Genomic DNA, 20,538 nt, shown 5'->3' on the forward strand with positions numbered 1-20,538 from the left:
ACCGCGAGCCGCAGGCCCGCGGCCCGCAGCCGGGCCGCGTCCCGCGTCAGTTGAGCCCGCTGGCCGCGATCATGCGGCCGGTCGCCTCGATGTCGCCGAGCTCGTCGGCCCGCTCGCCGGCCGGCGGCCGCAGCGTCGAGAAGGCCGGCACGCCCTCGGCGGGCGGCACGCCCTTCACCAGCGGGTACTCGAAGGTCTCGTCGGCGAAGTAGCGCTGCGACTCCTCGGAGAGCAGGAAGTCCACGAACCGCGCGGCGTCCTCCTGGCGGTCGGACGCGGCCAGCACGCTCACCGACGAGGGGATCACGAGGTTGCCGATGTCGCCGTCGGCGAACTGGTGGTTGCGGCTGGGCAGGCCGGGATCCTCCGCAAGGAAGCGGTGGTTGTAGTAGTGGTTGACCAGCCCGACGGGGATCTCGCCGCGCCCGACGGCCTCCACGATGGCGTTGTTGTTGGCGTAGGTGCGCGCGTCGTTGGCGGCCATGCCGCGCAGCCAGCGCTCGGCGACCTGCTCGCCCTCCAGGTGGCGCATCGCGGTGACGAAGTCCTGGAACGAGCCGTTGGACGGCGCCAGGCCCACCTTGCCGCGCCACTCGGGCGCGGTCAGGTCCATCACCGAGTCGGGCAGTTCGGCCTCCGCCACCTGATCGCGGTTGTAGACCAGCACGCGGGCGCGGCCGCTGACGCCCACCCAGCGGCCGTCGCGGTCCTCGAACCCGGGGGCGACCTTCGACAGGGTGGCCTCGGGGAGCGGGGCCAGCAGGTCCTTGCCGGCCAGGTAGGCCGTCGCGCCGGGGCTCTGGCCCCAGTAGACGTCGGCGGGGCTGTCGGCGCCCTCCGTGCCGACGAGCAGGGCGAGGTCGTTCGTGTCGCCGTAGCGCACGTCCACCTCGACGCCCGTCTCCTGGGTGAACCGCTCGATGACCGGGGCGACCAGGCTCTCCGTGCGCCCGCTGTAGACGGTCAGCGCGTCGTCGCCGCCGCCGCCGCACCCGGCGGCGCCCAGGCCGGTCACCGCGATCACCACCGCCAGCACCGATGCGACCAGCGCTCGCCTCAACGTCGTCCCCCTGCGTCGGGTCTCCGGGTCCTGCCGCCGTGCGGCCGCCCGGAGTCTATGGGTCACGACGATTGAAATTAAGGGGCGCCAGAGATCGATCGTCAGGCGCGCCGACGAACGGTCCTCAGCTGAGGGCGGCCGCCGCCACCGAGGTGGCCGGCTCGGCCGGCGGCGTCGGCGCCGCGTAGGCCACCGTCGGCGGGCCGGTGAACGCCAGCGCCACGCGCGCGCCGGGCCGCAGGCGCGGCGCGCCGATCACGCGCGAGCGCAGCGAGCCGCCGCCGTCCAGGCGCACCCGGTAGACCGCGTCGTGGCCGAAGTACTCGACGGCGTCGACCGTGCCGCCGTCGCCCTCGGTGGCGAGGATGCGCTCGGGGCGCACCATGACCTCCACCGGGCCCTCGACCGGCCCGTGGAGGGCGATCGGCCCGATGACCGTGCGCGCGACACCCTCGTCGGCCGTCCCGGCGATGAAGTTGGCGTCGCCGATGAACGCCGCCACCCGGCGGCTGGCGGGCAGCTCGTAGAGTTGCGACGGGGTGCCCTGCTGGGCCACGAGCCCCTCGTCCATCACGGCGACCTCGTCGCCCACGACGAAGGCCTCCTCCTGGTCGTGGGTCACGAACAGGGCGGTGGCGTCGGTGGCGGCGAGCACCCGACGCACCTCGGCGCGCAGCTCGGCGCGCAGGGGGGCGTCGAGGCTGGAGAAGGGCTCGTCGAGCAGGATCACCGCGGGGCGCGGCGCCAGGGCGCGCGCCAGCGCGACCCGCTGCAGCTGGCCGCCCGACAGCGTGGCCGGCGCCCGGTCGCCGAAGCCGGCGAGGCCCACGAGCTCGAGCGCCTCGGCCACCCGCTCGTCGCGTCGCGGGTCGCGCCGCGGCAGGCCGTAGGCCACGTTGCGCGCGACGCTGAGGTGGGGGAAGACGGCCGCGTCCTGGAACACCATGCCCACCCGCCGGCGCTCGGGCGGCACGAACGCGCCGGGCCCGGAGACGACCCGGTCGCCCAGCCGCACGACGCCCCCGTCGGGCCGCTCCAGGCCCGCCACGCAGCGCAGCAGGGTGGTCTTGCCGCAGCCGCTCGGGCCGAGCAGGGCCACGATCGAGCCCGCGGGCGCGGACAGCTCCACCCCCCGCAGCACGGGGGTGCCGCCGAAGGCCTTCGTCAGGCCGCTGACCTGGATGGGTTCGGGCGGCGTGCGGGTCGGCTCCGTCGCGGGGCGGCCGGGGCTCAGCCGGGGAGCACGTACAGGCCGGCCGCCGCGCGCTCGCCGATCACGCGCTCCTCGCCCCCGACCGTGAGGGTGAGCTGGCCGGCGGCCTCGTCGACGCGGGTCACCTCGAGCTCGGTGCCCGGCACCAGCTCCTGCTCGTAGAACCAGTGCAGCAGGTCGCCGTCGTGCTCGGCCAGGCGCACGATGCGCGCCGGCCCGGACGCCACCTGGGAGAGCGGCCGCAGGTCGGCGTTCTCCTCCTTCTCCTGCGTCGTATCGACCGGCCAGCCGTGCGGGCAGCGGTCGGGGTGGCCGAGCTGGACGCTGAGCCGCTCGACCATCTCGTCGGTGAAGGCGTCGCCCATCTCGTCGGCGTGCACGTGCGATTCGGCGGGTGTGTAGCCCATGAAGTCGGTGAGGAAGCGCTCGATGATGCGGTGGTTGCGGACGATGCGCTCGGCCTCCTCGCGGCCGCGCTTCGTCAGCACCGGGCCCTTGCGCGGGCCGCGCTCCACGAGCCCGTCGGCCTCGAGGCGCTTGAGCATCTCGCTGGCCGTGGGCGGCGTCACCTGCAGCATCTCGGCGACCCGGGCGGCCGGCACGGGCGCCTCGCCCTTCACGAGCGGGCCGTACTCGCCGACCGGCGTCGCGAGGAAATAGATCGCCTCGAGGTAGTCGTGGACCGAGTGCGTGCGGGGGGCCATGGCCGCCATTCTACCGGCTCTTCGCCGGGCCATCCCTCCCGGGATCGGGGCCGCTGCGTCCCGGTCGTCGGCGGCCCGACCTCGGACCCGCCGGCTCACCGCATCCGCGGGTCCTCGGTCGCGTCGGCGTAGACCGGCGGGCACCCGCCGCCGGCGCCGGCGCGCAGCTCATAGTGCCAGGGTTCGTTGTCGTAGACCCGGCAGAGCCCGTACGCGGCGCCGTGGGCGACGAGCCAGGCCATCGCCTCGGCGGGCCCCACGTCGACCGCCTCACCCCGCACGTGGGCGGACGTCTCGAGGGTGGCCACCCACCGGGCGGCCTCCTCGGGCGAGCCGTACCGGAGGACCGCCTCGTGGAACAGGCGCCGCTGGTGCTCGGGGGGGGTGCCGGCCGACGCCATGCTGGCGCGGCTGGAGGCCCACGTGGCGGAGCAGCGGCGGTTCGCGGCGAACGCGTCGCACGAGCTGCGGACCCCGCTCGCGATCACCCGGACGCTGCTCGAGGTGGCCCGCGACGACCCGGACCGCGACGCCGGCGAGCTGGTCGAGCGCCTCCACGCCGTCATCGCCCGCGCGATCGACCTCACCGACGCGCTGCTGCTGCTGAGCCGCGCCGACCGCCGGGCCTTCACCTCGGGGCCCGTCGACCGTCGCTGGTCGCCGAGGAGGCCGCCGAGACGCTCCTGCCCCTCGCGGAGCGGCGCGGGGTGGACGTCGCGGTGGCCGGCGACGCGGCCACGGCGCTCGGCTCGCACGCGCCGCTGCTGCAGCTCTGCACGAACCTCGTCCGCGACGGCATCGTCCACAACCTGCCCCAGGGGGGCACGGTGCGGGTCACCACCGGCGTCCGGGGCGGCCAGGCGGAGCTCGTCGTCGAGAGCACCGGTGAGCCGCTCGCGCCGGAGCTGGTCGCCACGCTCGCCGAGCCGTTCCGGCGCGGCACCGACCGCGTGCGCACCGACCACGCCGGCGTGGGCCTCGGGCTGGCGATCGTGACCGGCATCGCCGAGGCCCACGACGGCGGCGTCGAGCTCGCGCCGCGGGCCGCCGGGGGCCTGCGTGCCACCGTCCGGATGCCCGCCGCGGGGGCGCCCGCGGGCGGTTGACGGGCGCCGCCGGCGGGGGCGCCCGCGCGGGCACCGGGCGAGGTGGCGCGCGCGCGGATGACAAGCTACATTCGGCACATGTCCCCGTCGGCAGCGCCCGGGGCAGGTCCCCGGCGGATCCTGGTCATCGCCAACGAGACGTGCGCGTCGCCGGCGATCGTGGACGAGGTGCGCTACCGGGGCGGCGACGACGCCGTCGTGCACGTGGTCGCGCCGGCGCTCGCGCGCTCGCGGCTGGAGCACTGGCTCACGTCCGACCTCGACCGCCGCCAGCAGGAGGCCCGGGAACGGCTGTGGGCGTCGATCGACGCGCTCCGCGCCGCGGGCTTCAGCGCCGACGGCACGCTCGGCGACCAGGACCCGCTGCAAGCCCTCGACGACGCCATGCGGGTGGTCGATCCGCACGAGGTGGTCATCGCCACGCATCCGCCCGCGCGCAGCAACTGGCTCGAGCGCCGGGTGGTGCAGCGGGCGCGCTCGCGCTACACGGTGCCCGTCACGCACGTGGTCGTGGACCTCGAGCAGGAGCGGGCCGAGTCGGACGGCCGGCCGCCCTCGCGGCCGAAGGAGCGTCCGCGCCGCATGCGGGTGTTCCACATGAGCGACTACGACGAGGCGATGGCGATCCGCGACGGCGGCTTCAGGGACCACCTGGGCGCGCGCGACTCGGCGCCCGGCGTCTGGGTCACGGACCGCCCGCCCGCGGGCGCCGCCGCGGGCGACGCGATCGTGTTCGCGGTCGACGTCCCCGAGGAGTCCGTCGCCTCGTTCGAGCGCGAGCCCGACGGCGAGGCCCGGCGCTTCCTGCTGCCGGCCGAGCTGCTCAACCGGCACGGACCGCCGGTCGCGCAGGACGACTGGTCCGAGTAGGCCCTACGCGGCGGCCGGCCGGGCGGCCTCGAGCTCCCGCAGGCGCAGGTAGGTGAGGGTCCAGGCGACCGCCACGAACGGCGCCGCCAGGCTGTTGCCGACGGCCGTCTGGATGAACGAGCCCGCCTCCGTGCCGAGCGGGGCGGCCACGATCGCCAGCACGAGCGCGAACGCCAGCAGCACGATCAGGGTCAGCACCATCACGCCGAACACCGGCCACCCGTTGCCGTGCACCAGCTCGCGGCTGCGGCCGAAGGCCTCGATCACCCCGCGGGCCTCCAGCATGATCACCGGCGAGAGCACGAGCCACCACGTCAGCAGCACCAGCCCCGGCACGACGAACAGCACGAGGCCGGCGATCACGCCCAGCGTGGCCAGGATCCCGGCGACGGCCAGCGTCACCAGGCGCTGCCCGGCGTAGCCGTACGCCTCGGCGGCGCTCGGGTCGCGCCGTCCCGCCCGGATGTCCTCGACCGCCCGCACCAGCGCCCCCTGCACCAGGAAGATCGCGGCGGCGTTCAGCACGTTCGCGGCCAGGATGCCCGGCCAGCCGACCAGCCCGAGCACGGCCGACGCCGCGCCGAGCGGCACGAACACCGCGGCGGCGATGACGATGAGGGGGCGGGCGTGGGACCGGTAGAGCTCCCAGGACCGGCCCAGGATGTCGCCCGGGTCCATCGCGCCGATCCTACGCGCGGCCGGGGGGCGCGAGCGCCCGCGGGCGGGCGCTCAGGTGCGGATCCCGACCCCGCGGCGGAAGGTCCACCACGCCCAGCCGGTCATGGCGGCGGCCAGCCCGAGCGTGACGCCGACCGACAGCAGGGGGTCGACGTCGGAGCTGCCGAGCATGCCGTGGCGCGCGGCGACCACCATGTAGAAGATCGGGTCGGCGTGGGTCAGCGCCCGCCAGGGCTCGGCGAGCGACTCGATCGAGTAGAAGACGCCGCCCAGGAAGACGAGCGGCTGGATCACCAGGTTGCCGACCACGTTCTGCTGGTCCCAGCCGGTCGAGTAGAGGCCCACCACCGTGCCGAGCGAGGTGAAGGCCAGGCTGGTGCCGAGCAGGGCCAGCCCCAGCACGAACGGGTGCTCGACGGGGAAGTCGACGAAGGCCCGGGCTGCGGCGAGCGTGAGCACGCCGATCAGCAGGCTGCGCACGACCCCGCCGGCGAGGTAGCCGATCAGCAGCTGGGAGGGCGTCATCGGGCTGCTCGCCGGGTCCTCGATGAAGCCGTCGTTGCGGGCCTGGAAGATCGACGTGGCGTTGTTGCCGAAGGCCGCGGTGGCCACCCCCATCAGCACGAGCCCGGGCACGATGAACTGCTCGTACGGCATGCCGTCGATGGTCGGGATGCGGCTGCCGAGCGCCACGCCGAAGACCACGATGAACAGCACCGCCGCGACGATCGGCGGCGCGATCGTCTGGCTCCACAGGCGAAGCACGCGCAGCACCTCGCGCTCCGACAGCGCCGCCACGCCGCGCCGCCGGGCGCGCCGGATCTCCGCGGTCGTCACCGGCCGACCACCTGCAGGTAGACGTCCTCCAGGCGCGGTGCCGCGTAGCGCTCGCGCAGGTCGCCCGGCGCGCCGTCGGCCACGATGCGCCCCGAGCGGATGAAGGCGACCCGCTCGCAGAGCGCCTCCGCCTCCTCGATGTAGTGCGTGGTGAGCAGGATCGAGGTGCCGTCGGCGTGCAGCGAGCGGATGTAGGCCCACAGGTCGTGGCGCAGCTCCAGATCGACGCCCGCGGTGGGCTCGTCGAGGATCACCAGGCGCGGCCGGTGCAGCAGGGCGCGGGCCAGCAGCAGGCGCCGCCGCATGCCGCCCGACAGCAGGTGCGCGTAGCTGGTGGACTTCGCCGAGAGGTCGAAGGCGCGCAGCATCTCGTCGGCACGCGTCCGGGCGTCGGCGCGCGACATGCCGAAGTAGCGGCCGTGCAGGGTCAGCAGCTCGCGCACCGGCACGAAGCGGTCGAGCGCGACGTCCTGCGGCGCGTAGCCGATCGTCCGGCGGGCCTCGGCGGCGCGCGGGCCCCAGGCGGGCACCCCGAACACGCTGATCGTGCCGCCGGTGGGCTCGGTGAGCCCGACGATGCTGCGGATGAGCGTCGTCTTGCCGGCCCCGTTCGGCCCCAGCAGGCCGAAGAACGCGCCCCGCGGCACCTCGAGGTCGAGGCCCGCGAGGGCCGTCACGCCGCCCCCGAACTCCTTCGTGACTCCCTCGCAGCGGAGGGCGGGGGCGGCCGCGTGATCCACGATGGGCGACGGTAGCGGGCCGCGGCCCGCCGCGCCCCGGGGGGTCAGACGGGCTCGCTCCCGGACCCGCGCAGCTTCTTCACCAGCATGTAGACGCCGCCGGCGACGGCGCCGAGCACGGCGATGCGGCCGACGAAGCGACCGAGGCGGCCCTTCTTGGTGGGCTGCTCGACGACCTTCGAGACCGCCCGCTGCAGGTCGGTGGCCGACGCCTCGACGCGCTTCTGCAGCTTCTTGTCGCGCGCCAGCTTCTTGGCGGCCTTCGAGGGGGGCTTGCCGCTGATCTCGCCCTGCACCTGGCGGCCCGTCTGGAACGCCTGGCGCAGCGCGTCGTGCAGCTCGGGGTCGTTCATCGCCCGCGTCACGATCGGCCGCGCCGCCTCGATCAGCGCCGTCGCGCGGTCGGCGGCGGCCGACGCGGTCCCCTTGGTGTTCCTGAACATGAGCACTCCCTCTGCCTCTCGGCGTCCGCCGGGGCGCAGGCCCTCGAGCCGGCGCGCGACCTCGCGCCGCGCGATCCGGCGCGCGACGCGGTACACGACGTAGCCGACGACGGCCTGGCGACGTTTGATCACGGCCCCACTCTAGTGCCGCGCCCCCTCCGCGTCGAAACACCCCCGGGACGGGCGATCCGGGGGTGGCGACGGCATGGGGGAGGTGAGGTACCATGCATCAGGCCTCGCTTGGCGAGGCCGATCGTGCGCCTAACCGAAGGAAGATCAATGGCTGAGGGTGTCGTGAAGTGGTTCTCGTCCGAGAAGGGCTACGGGTTCATCACGCCGGATGACGGCGGCAAGGATCTGTTCGTCCACTTCTCGGAGATCGCCGGCTCGGGCTACCGCAACCTCGAAGAGGGTCAGCGGGTCAGCTACGAGGCGACGGAAGGTCAGAAGGGCCCGCAGGCGTCGAGCGTCCAGGCGCTGTAGCAACAGCCGACGACCCTCGGTCTCAGGCACTGAGAGGAAGAGGAGAAGTTCTGGCGACGAAGCAGAAGGAAGAGGCGATCGAGGTGGAGGGGGAGGTCACCGAGGCGCTCCCCAACACCATGTTCCGCGTGGTCCTGGACAACGAGCACGAGGTGCTCGCTCACATGGCGGGCAAGCTCCGGCGGTTCCGGATCCGCATCAACCCGGGTGACCGGGTGAAGGTGGAACTGTCGCCGTACGACCTCTCACGAGGCCGCATCACCTTCCGCCTGAAGTAGTCCCCGCGCCGCCCGCCCGCCCCGCGCGCGACGCGCCGGGCGGGCGGGCGGGCGGCCCATACCGGCCCTGCGCCCCGCGGCTAGGTGTCGCGCCGCCATTCGGCGCGGTGCACCTCGTCGAGCCCGAGCAGCGCGCGGGTGACCTGGTCGAGCGCGGCGTCGTCGGACGTGCGCACATGGATGGTGACCGTGCGTCGTCCGCCGGCGACGGCGTCGTCGTCGACCAGGTCGAGCCTGCCGACCTCCGCGCCGGCGTGCTCCAGCTCGGACATGATGCGGCCGAGCGTGGCGTGGCCCGGCTGGTAGACGACCGTCACGGTCGCCACCTGCAACAGCTCGACCTTCACGAGCTCGAGGCCCAGCACCACCACGAGGGCCGCCCCCACGCCCACGAGCGCCAGCAGGTACGCGCCGGCGCCGGCGGCCACGCCGAGCGCCGCCGCCATCCAGAGCGTCGCGGCCGTCGTGAGGCCCCGCACGTTGACGCCGATCTTCAGGATCGCGCCGGCGCCGATGAAGCCGATGCCGGCGGCCACCTGGGCGGCGACGCGGGCCGGGTCGACGTTCTCGCTGCGGGCGATGTCCTCGAACCCGTACGCGCCCGCAAGCGTGAACAGCGCCGCCCCCACCGCCACGAGCGCATGGGTGCGCAGGCCGGCGTTGCGCTCCCGGATCTCGCGCTCGAGGCCGAGCGCCGCCCCGGCGCCGAGCGCCGCGGCGACGCGGCCGATCAGGTCGAGGGCCTCGAGGTCCACCGGCCCGAGGATTCCCCGCCGCGGCCCCGCCCAAAGCGGCCCCGGACGAGGGCTGCGGCCAGCCGCCGCCAGGCCGCCACGACGACGAGCGCGATCACCAGGCCGACGAGCGCGCCCACGGCGACGTCCAGCGGGTGGTGCACGCCGAGGTAGACGCGCGACAGCGCGACCAGCGCCGCCAGCGCCAGCGCCAGCGCGGGCCATCGCAGCCGCGGGTGCAGCAGCGCCACGACGCCCGCCGTCGCGAAGGCCGTCGTCGCGTGCCCGGACGGCATCGAGGCGTCCGCCGGCAGCGCGACCAGCGCGGTGATCGCGCCGTCGCCGAGCGGCGGCCGCGCGCGGTCGAAGGCGTCCTTCAGGCCCCACGACGCCGCCGACGCGAGCCCGTGCGCGAGCGCCGCGCAGACCACGACCGCGCCCGCGGCCCGCGCCGCGGCAGCCGGCCCGCGCCCCGCCCGCCGGGCCATGGCCAGCGCGCCCGTCACCCCGACCGCCGGGATCAGCAGCGCCTTCACCCACCAGGCCGACAGCGCCACCACCACCGGCGTCACCGCGTCGGCCCGCAGGGCCACGACGGCCTCGAGCACGGCCCGGTCGATCGCGACGAGGAGCTCGGCGGCGGCCACCCGGCGCAGGGTAGCGCCGCCGTCCCGCCCGCCCCGGCACGCCGATCGACTTCGGCGCGCCTCACTTGGGGTGTAGGGTGCGGCTCGGCGTGGCGAAGAAGTCGAAGAAGAAGATCAAGATCAAGAAGCGCTGCTGCGAGTCGAAGCGGATGTGCGCCGGCTGCCCGCTGCGCCCCGAGAACCGGAGTCAGCGCAAGCGCGACTGACGCCCCGGGGCCGGGCGGCCGCCCGCGCCCGGCGCCCGCCGGCGTCCGAATGGACCTCGCGCGCGCCCGAGTGGACCGCTGCGGAACGGGCGCGGCGGCGACCGCTGTGAGGCGCCCCCGCTCAGGCGGCGACCGCTGCGCCGCCGGGTCGCGGGCTCGTCGATGCCAAGTGGACCTCGGGCTCGCGGACAAGTGGACCCCACGTCCGGAACGCTTCCTGCGGACCGGCGCCAGGCGCGCTGCTCAAGGCCCCCGGCGCCTCGTGCCCCGGGCCGCGGGACGGTCGATGCCAAGTGGACCTCGGGGTCGCGGCCAAGTGGCACCCTCGTCCGGACGGGCCCGTGCGGCCGGTGTCAGGCGACGCTGCGCAGGGCCGCGATACGCCCCGGCCACGGCCCCTCCGCGGTGCGTCCAAGTGGACCTCGGGCCCGCGGCCAAGTGGCCCCCTCGTCCGGACGCCCCCCCGGCTTGAGGCGAGCGACGCTGCTCAGGGGCCCCCGACCCCTCCGCCGCCGCCCGCCCGCGCCGTACGCCGGAGTGGACCGCGGGCCCGGGTCCGATCGGCTCCGGTGCCGCCAGGCCACCCGTCGGCGGCGAGGGCGGCCCTCAGGCCGGCGGGGCGTACCGGTGGTGGAGGTCGAGGGCGTTGCCGGACGGGTCGAGGAAGATCGCCTGGTGGCAGACGCCGCTGTCGATCGTCTCGCTGACGAACACGACGCCCGTCGCCTCGAGCTCCTCGCGCGCCGCGGCGACGTCGTCGACGTGGAAGGCGATCGGGACGACGTGGGGGCGGAACTCCTGGCCGAAGGCCGTGGGGTCCATCACGGCGATGGTGAGCTGGCCGGCCTGGAACTCCTGGGCGGGCATGTCGCCCCAGCGCTTGCCGGCGGGCAGGCCGAGGACGGTTCCGTAGAAGCGCGCCGACTCCTCGAAGTCCCGGGCGGGGATCGTGACGAAGTCGACGCCGGAGATGCGGCTGGAGGCGCCGGCGGCGCCGGCGCCCGTGTCCGCGCTCGTGGTCATTGACGTGTGCTCCCGGTCGCGTGGGTCTGGGCGCCGATCGTCCCACGCCCGGCGGCCGGCGCGCGCGGCTCAGGCGCGGCCGGCGCCGCGGCCCGCGCAGAGGCGCTCGCCCAGGCCCATGCAGGCCGGGCAGGTGCGCGGGGTGAGGCGGCCGCCGCGGACGAGCGCGACGTAGAGGCGCCGCTGCCCCCAGCAGGTGCCGCAGGGCGCCCAGACCGACTCGGGTGGTGCGGAGGGGATGCGCATGGGGCGAGTGTGGCGGCGTCGGGCACCGCGGCCCTTGGCCGCCGGGCCGATCTTCGCCGGGGCGGTCCTCGACCGGTGGGCGGGGTGTAGCGTCCCCGGCCATGCGTGGCGTGAGCATCGGCGCGTGGGGAGCGCCGCCCGAGGTCGGCGAGCGGCCGGAGCCGGGCCGGGTCGCGGGGCGTGCGCTCGTGCGGGTGTCGCGGACCTCGGTCAACCCGCTCGACCTGGCGATCGGCGCCGGCCGCTTCTACGGGCCGCTGCCGGACCTGCCGTACACGCCGGGCGCGGAGGCGGTGGGGGAGGTGCTCGCCTCCGAGGCCCACGCGCCGGGCACGCGGGTGTGGTGCCTGCCGGTGGTCGGCGCGATGGCCGAGGTCGTGAGCGTGCCCGAGGAGTGGATGGTGCCGGTGCCGGAGGGGGTGCCGGACGACCTCGCCGTGGGCCTCGGCATCGCCGGCATGGCGGGGTGGATGTCGGTGCTCGACCGCGCCGCCCTCGTGCCGGGCGAGACGGCCGTGGTGCTGGGCGCCGGCGGCGTGGTGGGCCAGGTCGCGATCCAGGCGGCGCGATCGGCGGGCGCGGCGAGCGTCGTCGCCGTCTCGCGCGCCGCCGCGGGCCGCGAGCGGGCGCTGGCGCTGGGCGCCGACGTGGTGGTCGACGGCGGCGTGGAGGACCTGGCGGGCGCCATCGCCGAGGCCTGCCCGGACGGCGCCGACGTGGTGATCGACCCGGTCTGGGGGCCGCCGGCGATCGCGGCGATCCGCGCGCTGCGGCGCCGTGGGCGGCTGGTGCAGGTCGGCAACGCCGCCGCGCCGACCGCGGAGGTGCCGGCCGGCGCACTGCGCGGCGGGCTGCTCGACCTGCGCGGCTTCTCGCTGCTGATCGAGGACCCCGAGCGCGTCCGCGCCGCCTACTCGGAGATCGCCGCGGCGGCGCTGGCGGGCGAGGTCACGATGGACGTCGAGGTGGTTCCGCTGGACGCGCTGCCCGAGGCGTGGGCGCGCCAGTCGCGGGGAACGGGGGGTCGCAAGACCGTCGTCGCGGTGGGGTGAGCTTCCGCGACGACATGGCCGCCGGGTACGCCGCCGCGGGGGCGACCCTGCCGCTCGGGCGCCCGTTCCCGCCGGGCGAGGCGCCGGACACGGCCGTGGAGGTGGGCATCCCGCTGGCCCTGGCCAACCGCCACGGGCTCATCGCCGGCGCCACCGGCACCGGCAAGACGCGGACCCTGCAGCTGCTGGCCGAAGGCCTCTCCGCCGCAGGCGTCCCGGTCTTCGCCGCCGACATGAAGGGCGACCTCGCGGGCCTCGGCGCGCCCGGGGACGCGGGCGAGCGCGTCACGGCGCGCGCCCGCGAGCTGGCGGTGGACTGGTCCCCCGCCGCCGTGCCGGTGGAGCTGCTCTCGCTGACCGGCGAGGGCGGCGCGGCGGTGCGGGCCACGGTGAGCGAGTTCGGCCCGACGCTGCTGGCGAAGGTGCTCGGCTGCAACGAGACCCAGGAGGCGAGCCTCTCGCTGGTGTTCCGCCACTGCGACGCGGCGGGGCTGCCGCTGGTCGACCTCGAGGACCTGCGCGCCGCGCTGGCCTGGCTGACCGGCCCCGGCAAGGCCGAGCTGACGGCGATCGGCGGCATCCCGACCGCCACGGCGGGGGTGCTGCTGCGCAAGGTCGCCCAGCTCGAGGGCGAGGGCGGGGACCTGTTCTTCGGCGAGCCGGCCTTCGAGGTGGCCGACCTCGTGCGGACGAGCCCCGACGGGCGCGGCGTGGTGTCGGTGCTCGACCTGGTGACCGTCGCGCGGCGGCCGGCCCTCTTCTCGACGTTCCTGATGTGGCTGCTCGCCGAGCTGTTCGAGCGGCTGCCCGAGGTGGGCGACCCGGAGCGCCCGGTGCTGGTGTTCGTGTTCGACGAGGCGCACCTGCTGTTCGACGACGCCTCGGACGCCTTCCTCGACGCCGTGGCCCAGACCGTGCGGCTGATCCGCTCGAAGGGGGTGGGCGTCTACTTCGTCACCCAGCTGCCGACCGACATCCCCGACGAGGTGCTCGCCCAGCTCGGCCACCGGGTGCAGCACGCCGTGCGCGCCTTCACCCCGCGCGACGCGCGGGCGCTGTCGGCGGTCGTCGAGACCTTCCCCGCCACGGCGCGCTACGACCTGGCGGAGACGCTGCGCTCGATGGGCACCGGGGAGGCGGTCGTGACCGTCCTCGACGAGCGCGGCGTGCCGACGCCGGTGGCGGCGACGCGGCTCTTCCCGCCGCGCTCGCGCATGGCGCCGCTGTCGCCGGAGGAACGCGCCGCGGCGCTGGCGGCGTCGCCGCTGCCGGCCCGCTACGGCGAGCGCCTCGACCGCGAGAGCGCCGCCGAGCTGCTGGAGGCGCGCATGGCGGGCGACGCGGCCCGCGCCGAGCGGGTGCGCGAGTCGGCCCGGCGCACCCCGCCGGCGGGCGGAGGGGGGCGCCGCCGGGCGCCCGCCCCCAGCGACCCGTCGCCGCTCGGCCGCGTGGAGGAGGTGCTCGGCTCGCCGCTCGGCCGCCGGGTCACCCGCGAGGTGGTGCGCGGGATCTTCGGGATGCTGCTCCGCCGGTAGGGCCGGGGGCGCTCAGCCCCGCACGTCGACCGCGACCTCGTAGACCTCGACCGGTCCCCGGGTGCCCATGTCCCCGGGCGGGCTCATCGCCCCGAGGGCGGCGTCGCCGGTCCGCAGGTCCTCCTCGGAGGCGAACAGCACGATCGCGATCGCGCTGCCGTCGTCGCCCACGAGCAGCGTGAAGCCCTGCGCGGGCACTCCCTCGGGCGGACCGCCGTCCGCCCGGGCCGCGATCTCCCGCGCCGCGGCCCGGACGGCATCGGGGTCGCCTCCCTGCCATCGTGCGACTCGAGCCAGCATCACGCACCTCCCGGCTGACGGTGGTCCGCCCACCGTACGACCGCGCCGCCGCTGCCGGCAACGCCGCGATCGCCGTAGCATCGGGGGGTGCGCACCTCCCCCCGCCCGCCCCGCGCCCGCCGCAGCTGCCACGTCGTGCCGGGCTCGAGCTCGCGGATGCTCGCGAAGGCCGCCGGGCTGGCGGCCGACGAGGTGATCATCGACCTGGAGGACTCGGTCGCCGCGGGCGCGAAGGGCGACGAGGCGCGCGCGGCGGTCGCGGCCGCGCTCGTCGGCGGGCTGGCGGCGCGCACCCGCGCCGTGCGCGTGAACGCGGTCGACACGCCGTTCTGCCACCGCGACCTCGTGGGCGTCGTCGAGCGGGCCGGCGCGGCGGTCGACGTGGTGGTGCTGCCGAAGGTCGACGAGCCCGGCCACGTGGGGTTCGCCCACCACCTGCTGTCGGCGCTCGAGGCGGAGCTCGGGCTGGCGCCGTGCGCGATCGGCCTGGAGGCGCAGATCGAGACCGCCGCCGGCCTCGCCGCCGCGGAGGCGATCGCCGCGGCCTGCCCGGAGCGCCTGGAGGCCCTGGTGCTGGGCCCCGGCGACCTCGCCGCCTCGCTCGGCATGCCCGGCACCTCGATCGGCGCGCCCGTGCCCGGCTACCCCGGGGACGGCTGGCACTACGCGCTCGCCCGGGTGCTCGTGGCCGCGCGGGCCCACGGCCTGCAGGCGGTCGACGGCCCGTACGCGGCGATCGCCGACGGCGAGGGCCTCGAGGCGTCGGCCCGCCGCTCGCGGGCGCTCGGCTACGACGGCAAGTGGAGCATCCACCCGTCGCAGATCGCGGCCCTCGACGAGGTCTACGGCGTGCCCGCCGACGAGCTTGAGCGCGCCGAGCGGGTGCTCGCCGCGCACGCCGCGGCGGCCGCCCGCGGCGAGGGGGCCGCCTCGCTGGACGGCGAGATGATCGACGAGGCCACCCGCGCCATGGCCGAGCGGCTGGTGGCGCGGGCGCGGCTCGTCCGGGGGACCGGCCCGGCCTGACGCCGCGCAGGTTCCGGCGGTTCGCACCGCCCGGACTGGACGTTCGGCGCTCCGATCTACCCCCTCGGGCGGCCTCGCCGGCTTGCGGATACAGGCGCCGGACGAAAGGCTTTCGCAAGTGATTGGTCTCGAACAAGCGCGCATCCTCGTCGCCGAGGACCGCGAGGCCCTGGCGGACGCCGCCGTGCGGGTGCTCGCCGCCGCCGGCCTGCCGGTGGCCGCGCGGTGCTCGGGCGGCGCCGAGGGGGTGGCCCGCGAGCTGGACGCCGCCCCGGCCGACCTGGTCGTGCTCGCGAGCGTCGCGCCGCTCGCGACGGCGCAGCGGGTGCTGGAGGACGTCCGCCGCCGCCGCCTCGACGTGCCGTGCGTCGTGGTGTCGGCGGACGACGCCACCGACACGGCGGTCGAGCTCATCCGCGCCGGCGCCGTGAACTACGTGCTGGCCGACCGCGTGGCGCGGCTGCCCGCGATCGTCGAGCGCGAGCTGCGCGACCGCGCCGAGCGCGAGCGCCGGCGCCGGGCCGAGCAGGCGGCCGCGGGCCTCAACGACCGCCTGACCGGGCTCATGCGCGCCGCCCGCGGCATGGCCGTCATCATCGCCGACGCGCGCGGCCGGATCACCGACTGGGGCGAGGGCGCCGAGCGCCTGCTCGGCCACCCGGCCGCGGCGGTGGTGGGCGCCGCCGACCTGACGATCGCCCACCCGCCCGAGGAGCTCGCCCACCTGATGGCCGAGCTCGGCGCGGACGGCCCGCTCGACGCGCTGCTGCGCAGCGCCCGCGAAGGGCGGTCGGCGTCGGGCGAGTCGGCCATGGTGCGCGCCGACGGCAGCCGCGTGCCGGTGTCGCGCACGATCGTGCCGATCGAGTCGGCCGCGGGGCGGCCGACCGGCTACGTGGTGCTCGCCCGCGACATCACCCGCAAGCGCCGGCGCGAGGAGGAGGAGGCCGCGCTGCAGCGGGTCGCCACGACGGTCGCCGCCGAGATGGACGCGCAGGCGATCTTCGACTGCATCGCCCGCGAGGCGGCCGCGCTGCTGGGCGCCGAGAGCGCCGGCGTGACCCGGTTCGACGGCGACACCGCCGTGGAGGTCGCCGCCTGGGCGGCGCCGGGGGTGGCCACGATCGCGCTGGGGCAGACGACCCCGCTCGACGGCGACTCGCCGATCGCCCGGGTGGCCCGCAGCGGCCGCAGCGAGCGCATCGAGGACGTCGCGGCCCACATCGACGACGGCACCGCCGAGGCGTGGGGCGGCGCGCCCGACGTGCAGGGCGTGCTGGTGTGCCCCGTGCGGGCGCGCGGACGGCTGTGGGGCGCGCTGCGCGTGGGCTCCTCCCGCCGCGCGGCCTTCGGCCCGGAGGACGAGCGGCGGCTGGGCCGCTTCTGCGAGATCACCGGCCTGGCGATCGCCAACGCCGAGGCGCGCGAGCGCATCGTGGCCGAGACGGTCGCGGGCGTCTTCCGCGGCGAGCACGACGCCGGCGAGACGCTCGACATGATCGTCGCCTCGGCCCGGCGCGCCCTCAACCCGGACCGGGTGACCTGCTACGTGCACCGCGGCGGCAGCCCCGAGGTGACCGGCGTCCACACCACCGAGGCCGACCCGGTGCGGCGGGCGTACCTGCGCGAGGCCGTCGGGATGCCTCTCGAGCGGATGCCCGTGTGGCGGCTGCTGCAGGAGTCGGAGTCGCCGACGCTCGTGCTGGGCGACGTGCGCGCCCATCCCCAGATCCCCGACGCGGTCGCCCGCGCGCTCGGCGCCGGCGCCCTGGTGGGCATGCGCCTCGAGCACCCCTCGGTGGGCGCGGACGGCGGCCGCGAGCTGCTCGGCACCCTGTTCCTCACCTACCGGCGGCCGCGCGAGTTCACGCCGGGCGAGCGGGCGGTGATGGAGAGCCTCGCCGGCCTGGCGGCGATCGCGCTCGCCAACGCCCGCCTGAGCGAGGCGACGGCCCGCACGCGCGCCGAGGTCGAGGCGCGCTCGGCCACCGACCCGCTCACCGGGCTGGCCAACCACCGCGCCTTCCAGGAGCGGCTCTCTCAGGAGGCGACGCGGGCCCACCGCCACGAGCGCAGCCTCTCGCTGGCGCTCATCGACATCGACCGCTTCCGACGGGTCAACGAGGAGCACGGCCACGAGGTGGGCGACGAGGTGCTGGTCGGGATCGCCCGCCTGCTCACCGCGGCCGCCCGCGAGACCGACGTCATCGCCCGCGTCGGCGGGGAGGAGATCGCCTGGCTGATGCCCGAGACCGAGGCGATGGAGGCCTGGCAGGCGGTCGACCGCGCCCGCGAGGCGATCGCCCGCACCACCCTCCCCGGGGTGGGGCGCGTGACCGTGTCGGCCGGCGTCTGCGACCTCACCCAGTCCGGCTCGTCGGGCGAGCTGCTGCGGCTGGCCGAGGGGGCGCTCTACTGGGCCAAGCAGCACGGCCGCGACGTGGCCTTCCTCTACTCGCCCGAGGTGGTCGAGGAGCTGTCGGCCGAGGAGCGCGCCGAGCGGCTCCAGCGCATGCAGGCGCTCCAGAGCATCCGCGTGCTGGCCCGCGCCGTGGACGCGAAGGACACCTCGACGCGCGAGCACTCCGAGCGGGTCGCCGACCTGGCCGTGGCGCTGGCCGCCGAGCTCGGCTGGGACGGCGAGCGCCTGGTGCGGCTGCGCGAGGCGGGCCTGGTGCACGACGTCGGCAAGATCGGCGTGCCCGACCGCATCCTCTTCAAGCCCGACCGGCTCACCCCGGAGGAGTACGCCGACATCAAGCGCCACGCCGAGATCGGCGCCGAGATGGTGGCCGACGTGCTCACCGAGGAGCAGGTCGCCTGGGTGCGCGGCCACCACGAGCGCTGGGACGGGCGCGGCTACCCCGACGGGCTCGCCGGCGAGGACATCCCCGACGGCGCCCAGGTGCTCGCCCTGGCCGACGCCTGGGACGTCATGACCTCAGCGCGGCCGTATCACGTGCCGCTGGGGATGGCCGACGCCGAGGCGGAGATCCGCCGTTGCCGTGGCGCCCAGTTCGCCGACGCCGTGGTCGACGCGATGCTGCGCCTCACGTCGAGCGGTGCGGCGGCCGGCGCGGCGGCGGCGGTCCGCGCCTCCACCGCCGCGACCGAGGTGTCGGGCAGCCCCAGCGCGGCCCGCGCGCGGCGGTAGCCCGCGTAGAGGATCGGGCCGCCGATGAGCGTGGCGGCCTGCAGGCTCGTCGCGACGCCGCCGGCGCAGGTGATGCACACGGGAGGGACCTCCGGGTCGGTGGGGCGGGGCGGGCGCGACCCTAGCGCCCGGCGCGGCCGGCGGTCACGCCGACGGCAGCCGCACCACGAAGCGGCCGCCGTCCCCGCCGTCGGCAGCCTGCACGTCGCCGCCCGCGGCGCGGGCGAGCCGCCGGGCCAGCGACAGGCCGAGGCCGGCGCCGTCGCCGTCCGCCGGCGCGGTGGAGCCGCGCACGCCCGGCTCGAAGATGAGCTCGCGCTCGTCCTCGGGCACCCCGGGCCCGTCGTCGCGCACCTCCACCAGCACGTCCCGGCCCTCGCGGCGCACCAGCACCCGCACCCGCCGCGCCGCGTGGCGGCAGGCGTTCTCGACCACGGGCGCCAGGATGCGCTCCAGCACCGGCTCCTCGACGCCGGCGCGCGGCCCGTCCGGCACGTCGTCGATGGCCAGGTCGACGCCGCGCACGCCCGCCAGCGGCGCGCAGGCCTCGACCACCCGGCCGGCGGCCAGCGCCGGGTCGCCGGTGCCGCGCGGGCCGGACGTCTCGTGGCGCGCCGTGGCCATGAGGGTCTCGATGGTGGCCTCGATGCGCTGCGCGCCGGCCCGCACCCGCTCGAGGGCGGCACGGTACTCGGCCGGCTCGCGGTCGCGCCGCAGCGCCAGGTCGATCTCGGCGCCGATCTGGGCGAGCGGCGTGCGCAGCTCGTGGGAGACCTCCGCGGTGAGGCGGCGCTCGCGGCGCATGCCGGCCGCCAGGCGGTCGAGCAGGCCATCGAGGGTGGCGGCCAGGCGGGTGATCTCGTCGTGGGGCGGCCCCACGGCGAAGCGCTTGTCCAGGTCGCTCTCGCTCCACGCGCTCGCGTCGGCGGTCATGCGCGCCACCGGCCGCAGGGCGGCCCGCAGGATCACCGCCGAGGCGAGCGCCACGGCGCTCAGCACGACCAGGGCCAGCGCGACGGAGCCGATCAGCGCGATGACGCGGGTGCGGTTGTAGGGCGCCAGCGAGATGCCCGCCACCACGGTGCCGATGCGCCGGCCGCCCGCGGTGACGGGCAGGGCGTGGAGCAGGGCGTCGCCGTCCACCTCGTGCGAGCGCTCCGGCCCGCCGGCCATCGCGATCGCCTCGTTGCCCAGGCCGGCGTCGCCGACCGGGGCGGCGATCGCCCGCCGGCCCTCGAAGATCCAGACCCGGGTGTCGATGTCCGGGGCCACCGGGCCGTCCGGCACCGAGATGTGCCCGTCCTCGATCACCAGGCCGGCCAGCTCGCCCTGCGCGCGGGCCTGCACGACCTCGTCGGCGTCGTTGGCCAGCCCGCGCCCGAGCGCGACGTTGAAGGCCGCCACCAGCAGCGCCAGCGCCACCCCCACGGCGACCACCACCGTCACCAGCAGCCGGGTGCGCAGCGCGCGCCGCGAGCGCGGCGGCCCCGGCGCGCTCACCGGATGGTGTACCCCACGCCGTGGACGGTCTCGAGCCCCGGGGCGCCCGGCAGGCCGCGTAGCTTGCGGCGCAGGCGGGCGATGTAGGCGTCGAGCGTGTTGTCGTTGACGATCGCCCCGTGCGGCCAGCCGGCCCGCACCAGCTCGCGACGGCGCACCGCCTCACCCGGCCGCGCGAGCAGCGCCGCCAGGATGCGGAACTCCGTCGGCGTGAGGCGCTGCTGCACGCCGCCGCAGCGGAGGGCGTGGGCGGCGGGGTCGAGCTCCAGCTCGCCCACCCGCGCGACCGGCGCCGTGCCGGCGCGGCGCACGAGCGCGCGCAGGCGCGCCACCAGCTCGTCCAGCGAGAAGGGCTTGGCCAGGTAGTCGTCGCCGCCCGCGTCGAACCCGGCGAGCCGGTCGACCAGCGCGTCGCGGGCGGTGAGGAAGATGACCGGGGTCGTGTCGCCCCGCGCGCGCAGCGCCTGGCACACGTCGCGGCCGTCGCAGTCGGGCAGGCCCACGTCCACCACCAGCGCGTCGGGGCGGGCGTCCGGCATGCGCGCCAGCAGCTCGCCGCCGGTGGCGACCGCCTCGCACCGGAAGCCCTCCTCGCCCAGGCCGCGCGTCAGCACCGAGCGCAGGGCCGCGTCGTCCTCGACGATCATGACCAGGGGCGCGAGCATGGCCCCAGTATCGCTCGGCCGCGCCGTGGGTATGGCAC

21 protein-coding genes and 2 pseudogenes are annotated in these 20,538 nt (G+C 76.6%); 8 read left to right on the forward strand and 15 right to left on the reverse strand.

Features of this window, described 5'->3' with window-relative positions:
• Window positions 1–46 precede the first annotated feature (46 nt).
• The 4 genes and pseudogenes from ITJ85_RS05500 to ITJ85_RS05515 form a co-directional block, all read right to left on the reverse strand.
• Window positions 47–1,060 (reverse strand): iron ABC transporter substrate-binding protein, encoded by a 1,014-nt coding sequence (locus ITJ85_RS05500; RefSeq protein ID WP_217915352.1) that lies wholly within the window; start codon window positions 1,058–1,060, stop codon window positions 47–49.
• Between the two features lie 124 nt (window positions 1,061–1,184).
• Window positions 1,185–2,201: an ABC transporter ATP-binding protein gene (locus ITJ85_RS05505; protein ID WP_217915353.1), complete on the reverse strand. Its 1,017-nt coding sequence runs from the start codon at window positions 2,199–2,201 to the stop codon at window positions 1,185–1,187.
• A gap of 89 nt (window positions 2,202–2,290) precedes the next feature.
• Window positions 2,291–2,977, reverse strand: coding sequence for a metal-dependent transcriptional regulator (locus tag ITJ85_RS05510; protein ID WP_217915354.1), 687 nt, complete (start codon window positions 2,975–2,977; stop codon window positions 2,291–2,293).
• 95 nt (window positions 2,978–3,072) lie between these two features.
• Window positions 3,073–3,351, reverse strand: a pseudogene (locus ITJ85_RS05515) (M15 family metallopeptidase domain-containing protein); the annotation flags it as partial.
• A 19-nt stretch (window positions 3,352–3,370) separates the two neighbouring features.
• On the opposite strand from ITJ85_RS05515, the pseudogene ITJ85_RS17495 reads away from it, so the two are divergent.
• Both ITJ85_RS17495 and ITJ85_RS05530 read left to right on the forward strand, forming a co-directional pair.
• Window positions 3,371–4,083, forward strand: a pseudogene (locus ITJ85_RS17495) (sensor histidine kinase); the annotation flags it as partial.
• Between the two features lie 78 nt (window positions 4,084–4,161).
• On the forward strand, window positions 4,162–4,953 hold the full coding sequence (locus tag ITJ85_RS05530; RefSeq protein WP_217915357.1) for a hypothetical protein: 792 nt from the start codon (window positions 4,162–4,164) through the stop codon (window positions 4,951–4,953).
• A 3-nt stretch (window positions 4,954–4,956) separates the two neighbouring features.
• Here ITJ85_RS05530 and ITJ85_RS05535 read toward each other — a convergent pair whose 3' ends face one another.
• From ITJ85_RS05535 to ITJ85_RS05550, 4 genes are read right to left on the reverse strand one after another with little or no spacing between them, the layout of a single operon-like run.
• The gene (locus ITJ85_RS05535) at window positions 4,957–5,631 is read right to left on the reverse strand and encodes a hypothetical protein (protein ID WP_217915358.1); all 675 of its coding nucleotides are present in this window, start codon (window positions 5,629–5,631) and stop codon (window positions 4,957–4,959) included.
• Window positions 5,632–5,682: 51 nt separating this feature from the next.
• Window positions 5,683–6,468 carry an ABC transporter permease gene (locus ITJ85_RS05540; RefSeq protein ID WP_217915359.1) on the reverse strand — a complete coding sequence of 262 codons (786 nt, stop codon included), beginning with the start codon at window positions 6,466–6,468 and terminating at the stop codon, window positions 5,683–5,685.
• Window positions 6,465–7,208, reverse strand: a complete 744-nt coding sequence (locus ITJ85_RS05545; protein WP_217915360.1) for an ABC transporter ATP-binding protein — start codon at window positions 7,206–7,208, stop codon at window positions 6,465–6,467. The genes ITJ85_RS05540 and ITJ85_RS05545 overlap by 4 nt, the downstream gene beginning before the upstream one ends.
• 44 nt (window positions 7,209–7,252) lie before the next feature.
• Window positions 7,253–7,783 (reverse strand): hypothetical protein, encoded by a 531-nt coding sequence (locus ITJ85_RS05550; RefSeq protein WP_217915361.1) that lies wholly within the window; start codon window positions 7,781–7,783, stop codon window positions 7,253–7,255.
• 147 nt (window positions 7,784–7,930) lie between these two features.
• On the opposite strand from ITJ85_RS05550, the gene ITJ85_RS05555 reads away from it, so the two are divergent.
• The gene (locus ITJ85_RS05555; protein ID WP_217915362.1) at window positions 7,931–8,134 is read left to right on the forward strand and encodes a cold-shock protein; all 204 of its coding nucleotides are present in this window, start codon (window positions 7,931–7,933) and stop codon (window positions 8,132–8,134) included.
• A 50-nt stretch (window positions 8,135–8,184) separates the two neighbouring features.
• Window positions 8,185–8,412, forward strand: coding sequence for a translation initiation factor IF-1 (gene infA, locus ITJ85_RS05560; RefSeq protein WP_217915934.1), 228 nt, complete (start codon window positions 8,185–8,187; stop codon window positions 8,410–8,412).
• Between the two features lie 80 nt (window positions 8,413–8,492).
• On the opposite strand, the gene ITJ85_RS05565 is transcribed toward infA, so the two are convergent.
• From ITJ85_RS05565 to ITJ85_RS05580, 4 genes are all read right to left on the reverse strand, one after another.
• A complete protein-coding gene (locus ITJ85_RS05565; RefSeq protein WP_217915363.1) occupies window positions 8,493–9,167 on the reverse strand; it encodes an MgtC/SapB family protein in 675 nt (224 codons plus the stop codon).
• Window positions 9,143–9,793, reverse strand: a complete 651-nt coding sequence (locus ITJ85_RS05570) for a phosphatase PAP2 family protein (protein WP_217915364.1) — start codon at window positions 9,791–9,793, stop codon at window positions 9,143–9,145. Before ITJ85_RS05570 ends, ITJ85_RS05565 begins: the two co-directional genes overlap by 25 nt.
• Before the next feature lie 812 nt (window positions 9,794–10,605).
• Window positions 10,606–11,022, reverse strand: a complete 417-nt coding sequence (locus ITJ85_RS05575) for a VOC family protein (RefSeq protein ID WP_217915365.1) — start codon at window positions 11,020–11,022, stop codon at window positions 10,606–10,608.
• 69 nt (window positions 11,023–11,091) lie between these two features.
• Window positions 11,092–11,268: a hypothetical protein gene (locus ITJ85_RS05580; RefSeq protein WP_217915366.1), complete on the reverse strand. Its 177-nt coding sequence runs from the start codon at window positions 11,266–11,268 to the stop codon at window positions 11,092–11,094.
• Between the two features lie 110 nt (window positions 11,269–11,378).
• Here ITJ85_RS05580 and ITJ85_RS05585 point away from each other — a divergent pair, with 110 nt between their 5' ends.
• The gene (locus tag ITJ85_RS05585; RefSeq protein WP_217915367.1) at window positions 11,379–12,320 is read left to right on the forward strand and encodes a quinone oxidoreductase family protein; all 942 of its coding nucleotides are present in this window, start codon (window positions 11,379–11,381) and stop codon (window positions 12,318–12,320) included.
• Complete coding sequence (locus tag ITJ85_RS05590) at window positions 12,317–13,855, forward strand: helicase HerA-like domain-containing protein (protein WP_217915368.1); 1,539 nt, start codon at window positions 12,317–12,319, stop codon at window positions 13,853–13,855. The genes ITJ85_RS05585 and ITJ85_RS05590 overlap by 4 nt, the downstream gene beginning before the upstream one ends.
• 12 nt (window positions 13,856–13,867) lie before the next feature.
• Here the strand turns inward: ITJ85_RS05590 and ITJ85_RS05595 are convergent, their stop codons facing one another.
• A complete protein-coding gene (locus ITJ85_RS05595; RefSeq protein WP_217915369.1) occupies window positions 13,868–14,053 on the reverse strand; it encodes a hypothetical protein in 186 nt (61 codons plus the stop codon).
• Window positions 14,054–14,242: 189 nt separating this feature from the next.
• Between ITJ85_RS05595 and ITJ85_RS05600 the strand changes: the two genes are divergently transcribed.
• Window positions 14,243–15,181, forward strand: coding sequence for an HpcH/HpaI aldolase/citrate lyase family protein (locus tag ITJ85_RS05600; RefSeq protein WP_217915370.1), 939 nt, complete (start codon window positions 14,243–14,245; stop codon window positions 15,179–15,181).
• Window positions 15,182–15,299: 118 nt separating this feature from the next.
• Window positions 15,300–18,335: a diguanylate cyclase gene (locus tag ITJ85_RS05605; protein WP_217915371.1), complete on the forward strand. Its 3,036-nt coding sequence runs from the start codon at window positions 15,300–15,302 to the stop codon at window positions 18,333–18,335.
• A gap of 144 nt (window positions 18,336–18,479) precedes the next feature.
• Here the strand turns inward: ITJ85_RS05605 and ITJ85_RS05610 are convergent, their stop codons facing one another.
• Together ITJ85_RS05610 and ITJ85_RS05615 are read right to left on the reverse strand one after the other, a co-directional pair.
• The gene (locus tag ITJ85_RS05610) at window positions 18,480–19,835 is read right to left on the reverse strand and encodes a HAMP domain-containing sensor histidine kinase (protein ID WP_217915372.1); all 1,356 of its coding nucleotides are present in this window, start codon (window positions 19,833–19,835) and stop codon (window positions 18,480–18,482) included.
• A complete protein-coding gene (locus ITJ85_RS05615) occupies window positions 19,832–20,500 on the reverse strand; it encodes a response regulator transcription factor (protein ID WP_217915373.1) in 669 nt (222 codons plus the stop codon). Before ITJ85_RS05615 ends, ITJ85_RS05610 begins: the two co-directional genes overlap by 4 nt.
• Window positions 20,501–20,538: the final 38 nt, after the last annotated feature.

Origin of the sequence: Miltoncostaea marina (assembly GCF_018141525.1) — a bacterium.
Taxonomy (GTDB): domain Bacteria; phylum Actinomycetota; class Thermoleophilia; order Miltoncostaeales; family Miltoncostaeaceae; genus Miltoncostaea; species Miltoncostaea marina.

Bases quoted from the DNA above. Each gene is read 5' to 3' on its own strand.
- ITJ85_RS05510 (WP_217915354.1), bottom strand. From the start codon at position 2,977: ATGGCCCCCCGCACGCACTCGGTCCACGACTACCTCGAGGCGATCTAT.
- ITJ85_RS05530 (WP_217915357.1), top strand. From the start codon at position 4,162: ATGTCCCCGTCGGCAGCGCCCGGGGCAGGTCCCCGGCGGATCCTGGTC.
- ITJ85_RS05535 (WP_217915358.1), bottom strand. From the start codon at position 5,631: ATGGACCCGGGCGACATCCTGGGCCGGTCCTGGGAGCTCTACCGGTCC.
- ITJ85_RS05555 (WP_217915362.1), top strand. From the start codon at position 7,931: ATGGCTGAGGGTGTCGTGAAGTGGTTCTCGTCCGAGAAGGGCTACGGG.
- ITJ85_RS05575 (WP_217915365.1), bottom strand. From the start codon at position 11,022: ATGACCACGAGCGCGGACACGGGCGCCGGCGCCGCCGGCGCCTCCAGC.
- ITJ85_RS05580 (WP_217915366.1), bottom strand. From the start codon at position 11,268: ATGCGCATCCCCTCCGCACCACCCGAGTCGGTCTGGGCGCCCTGCGGC.
- ITJ85_RS05615 (WP_217915373.1), bottom strand. From the start codon at position 20,500: ATGCTCGCGCCCCTGGTCATGATCGTCGAGGACGACGCGGCCCTGCGC.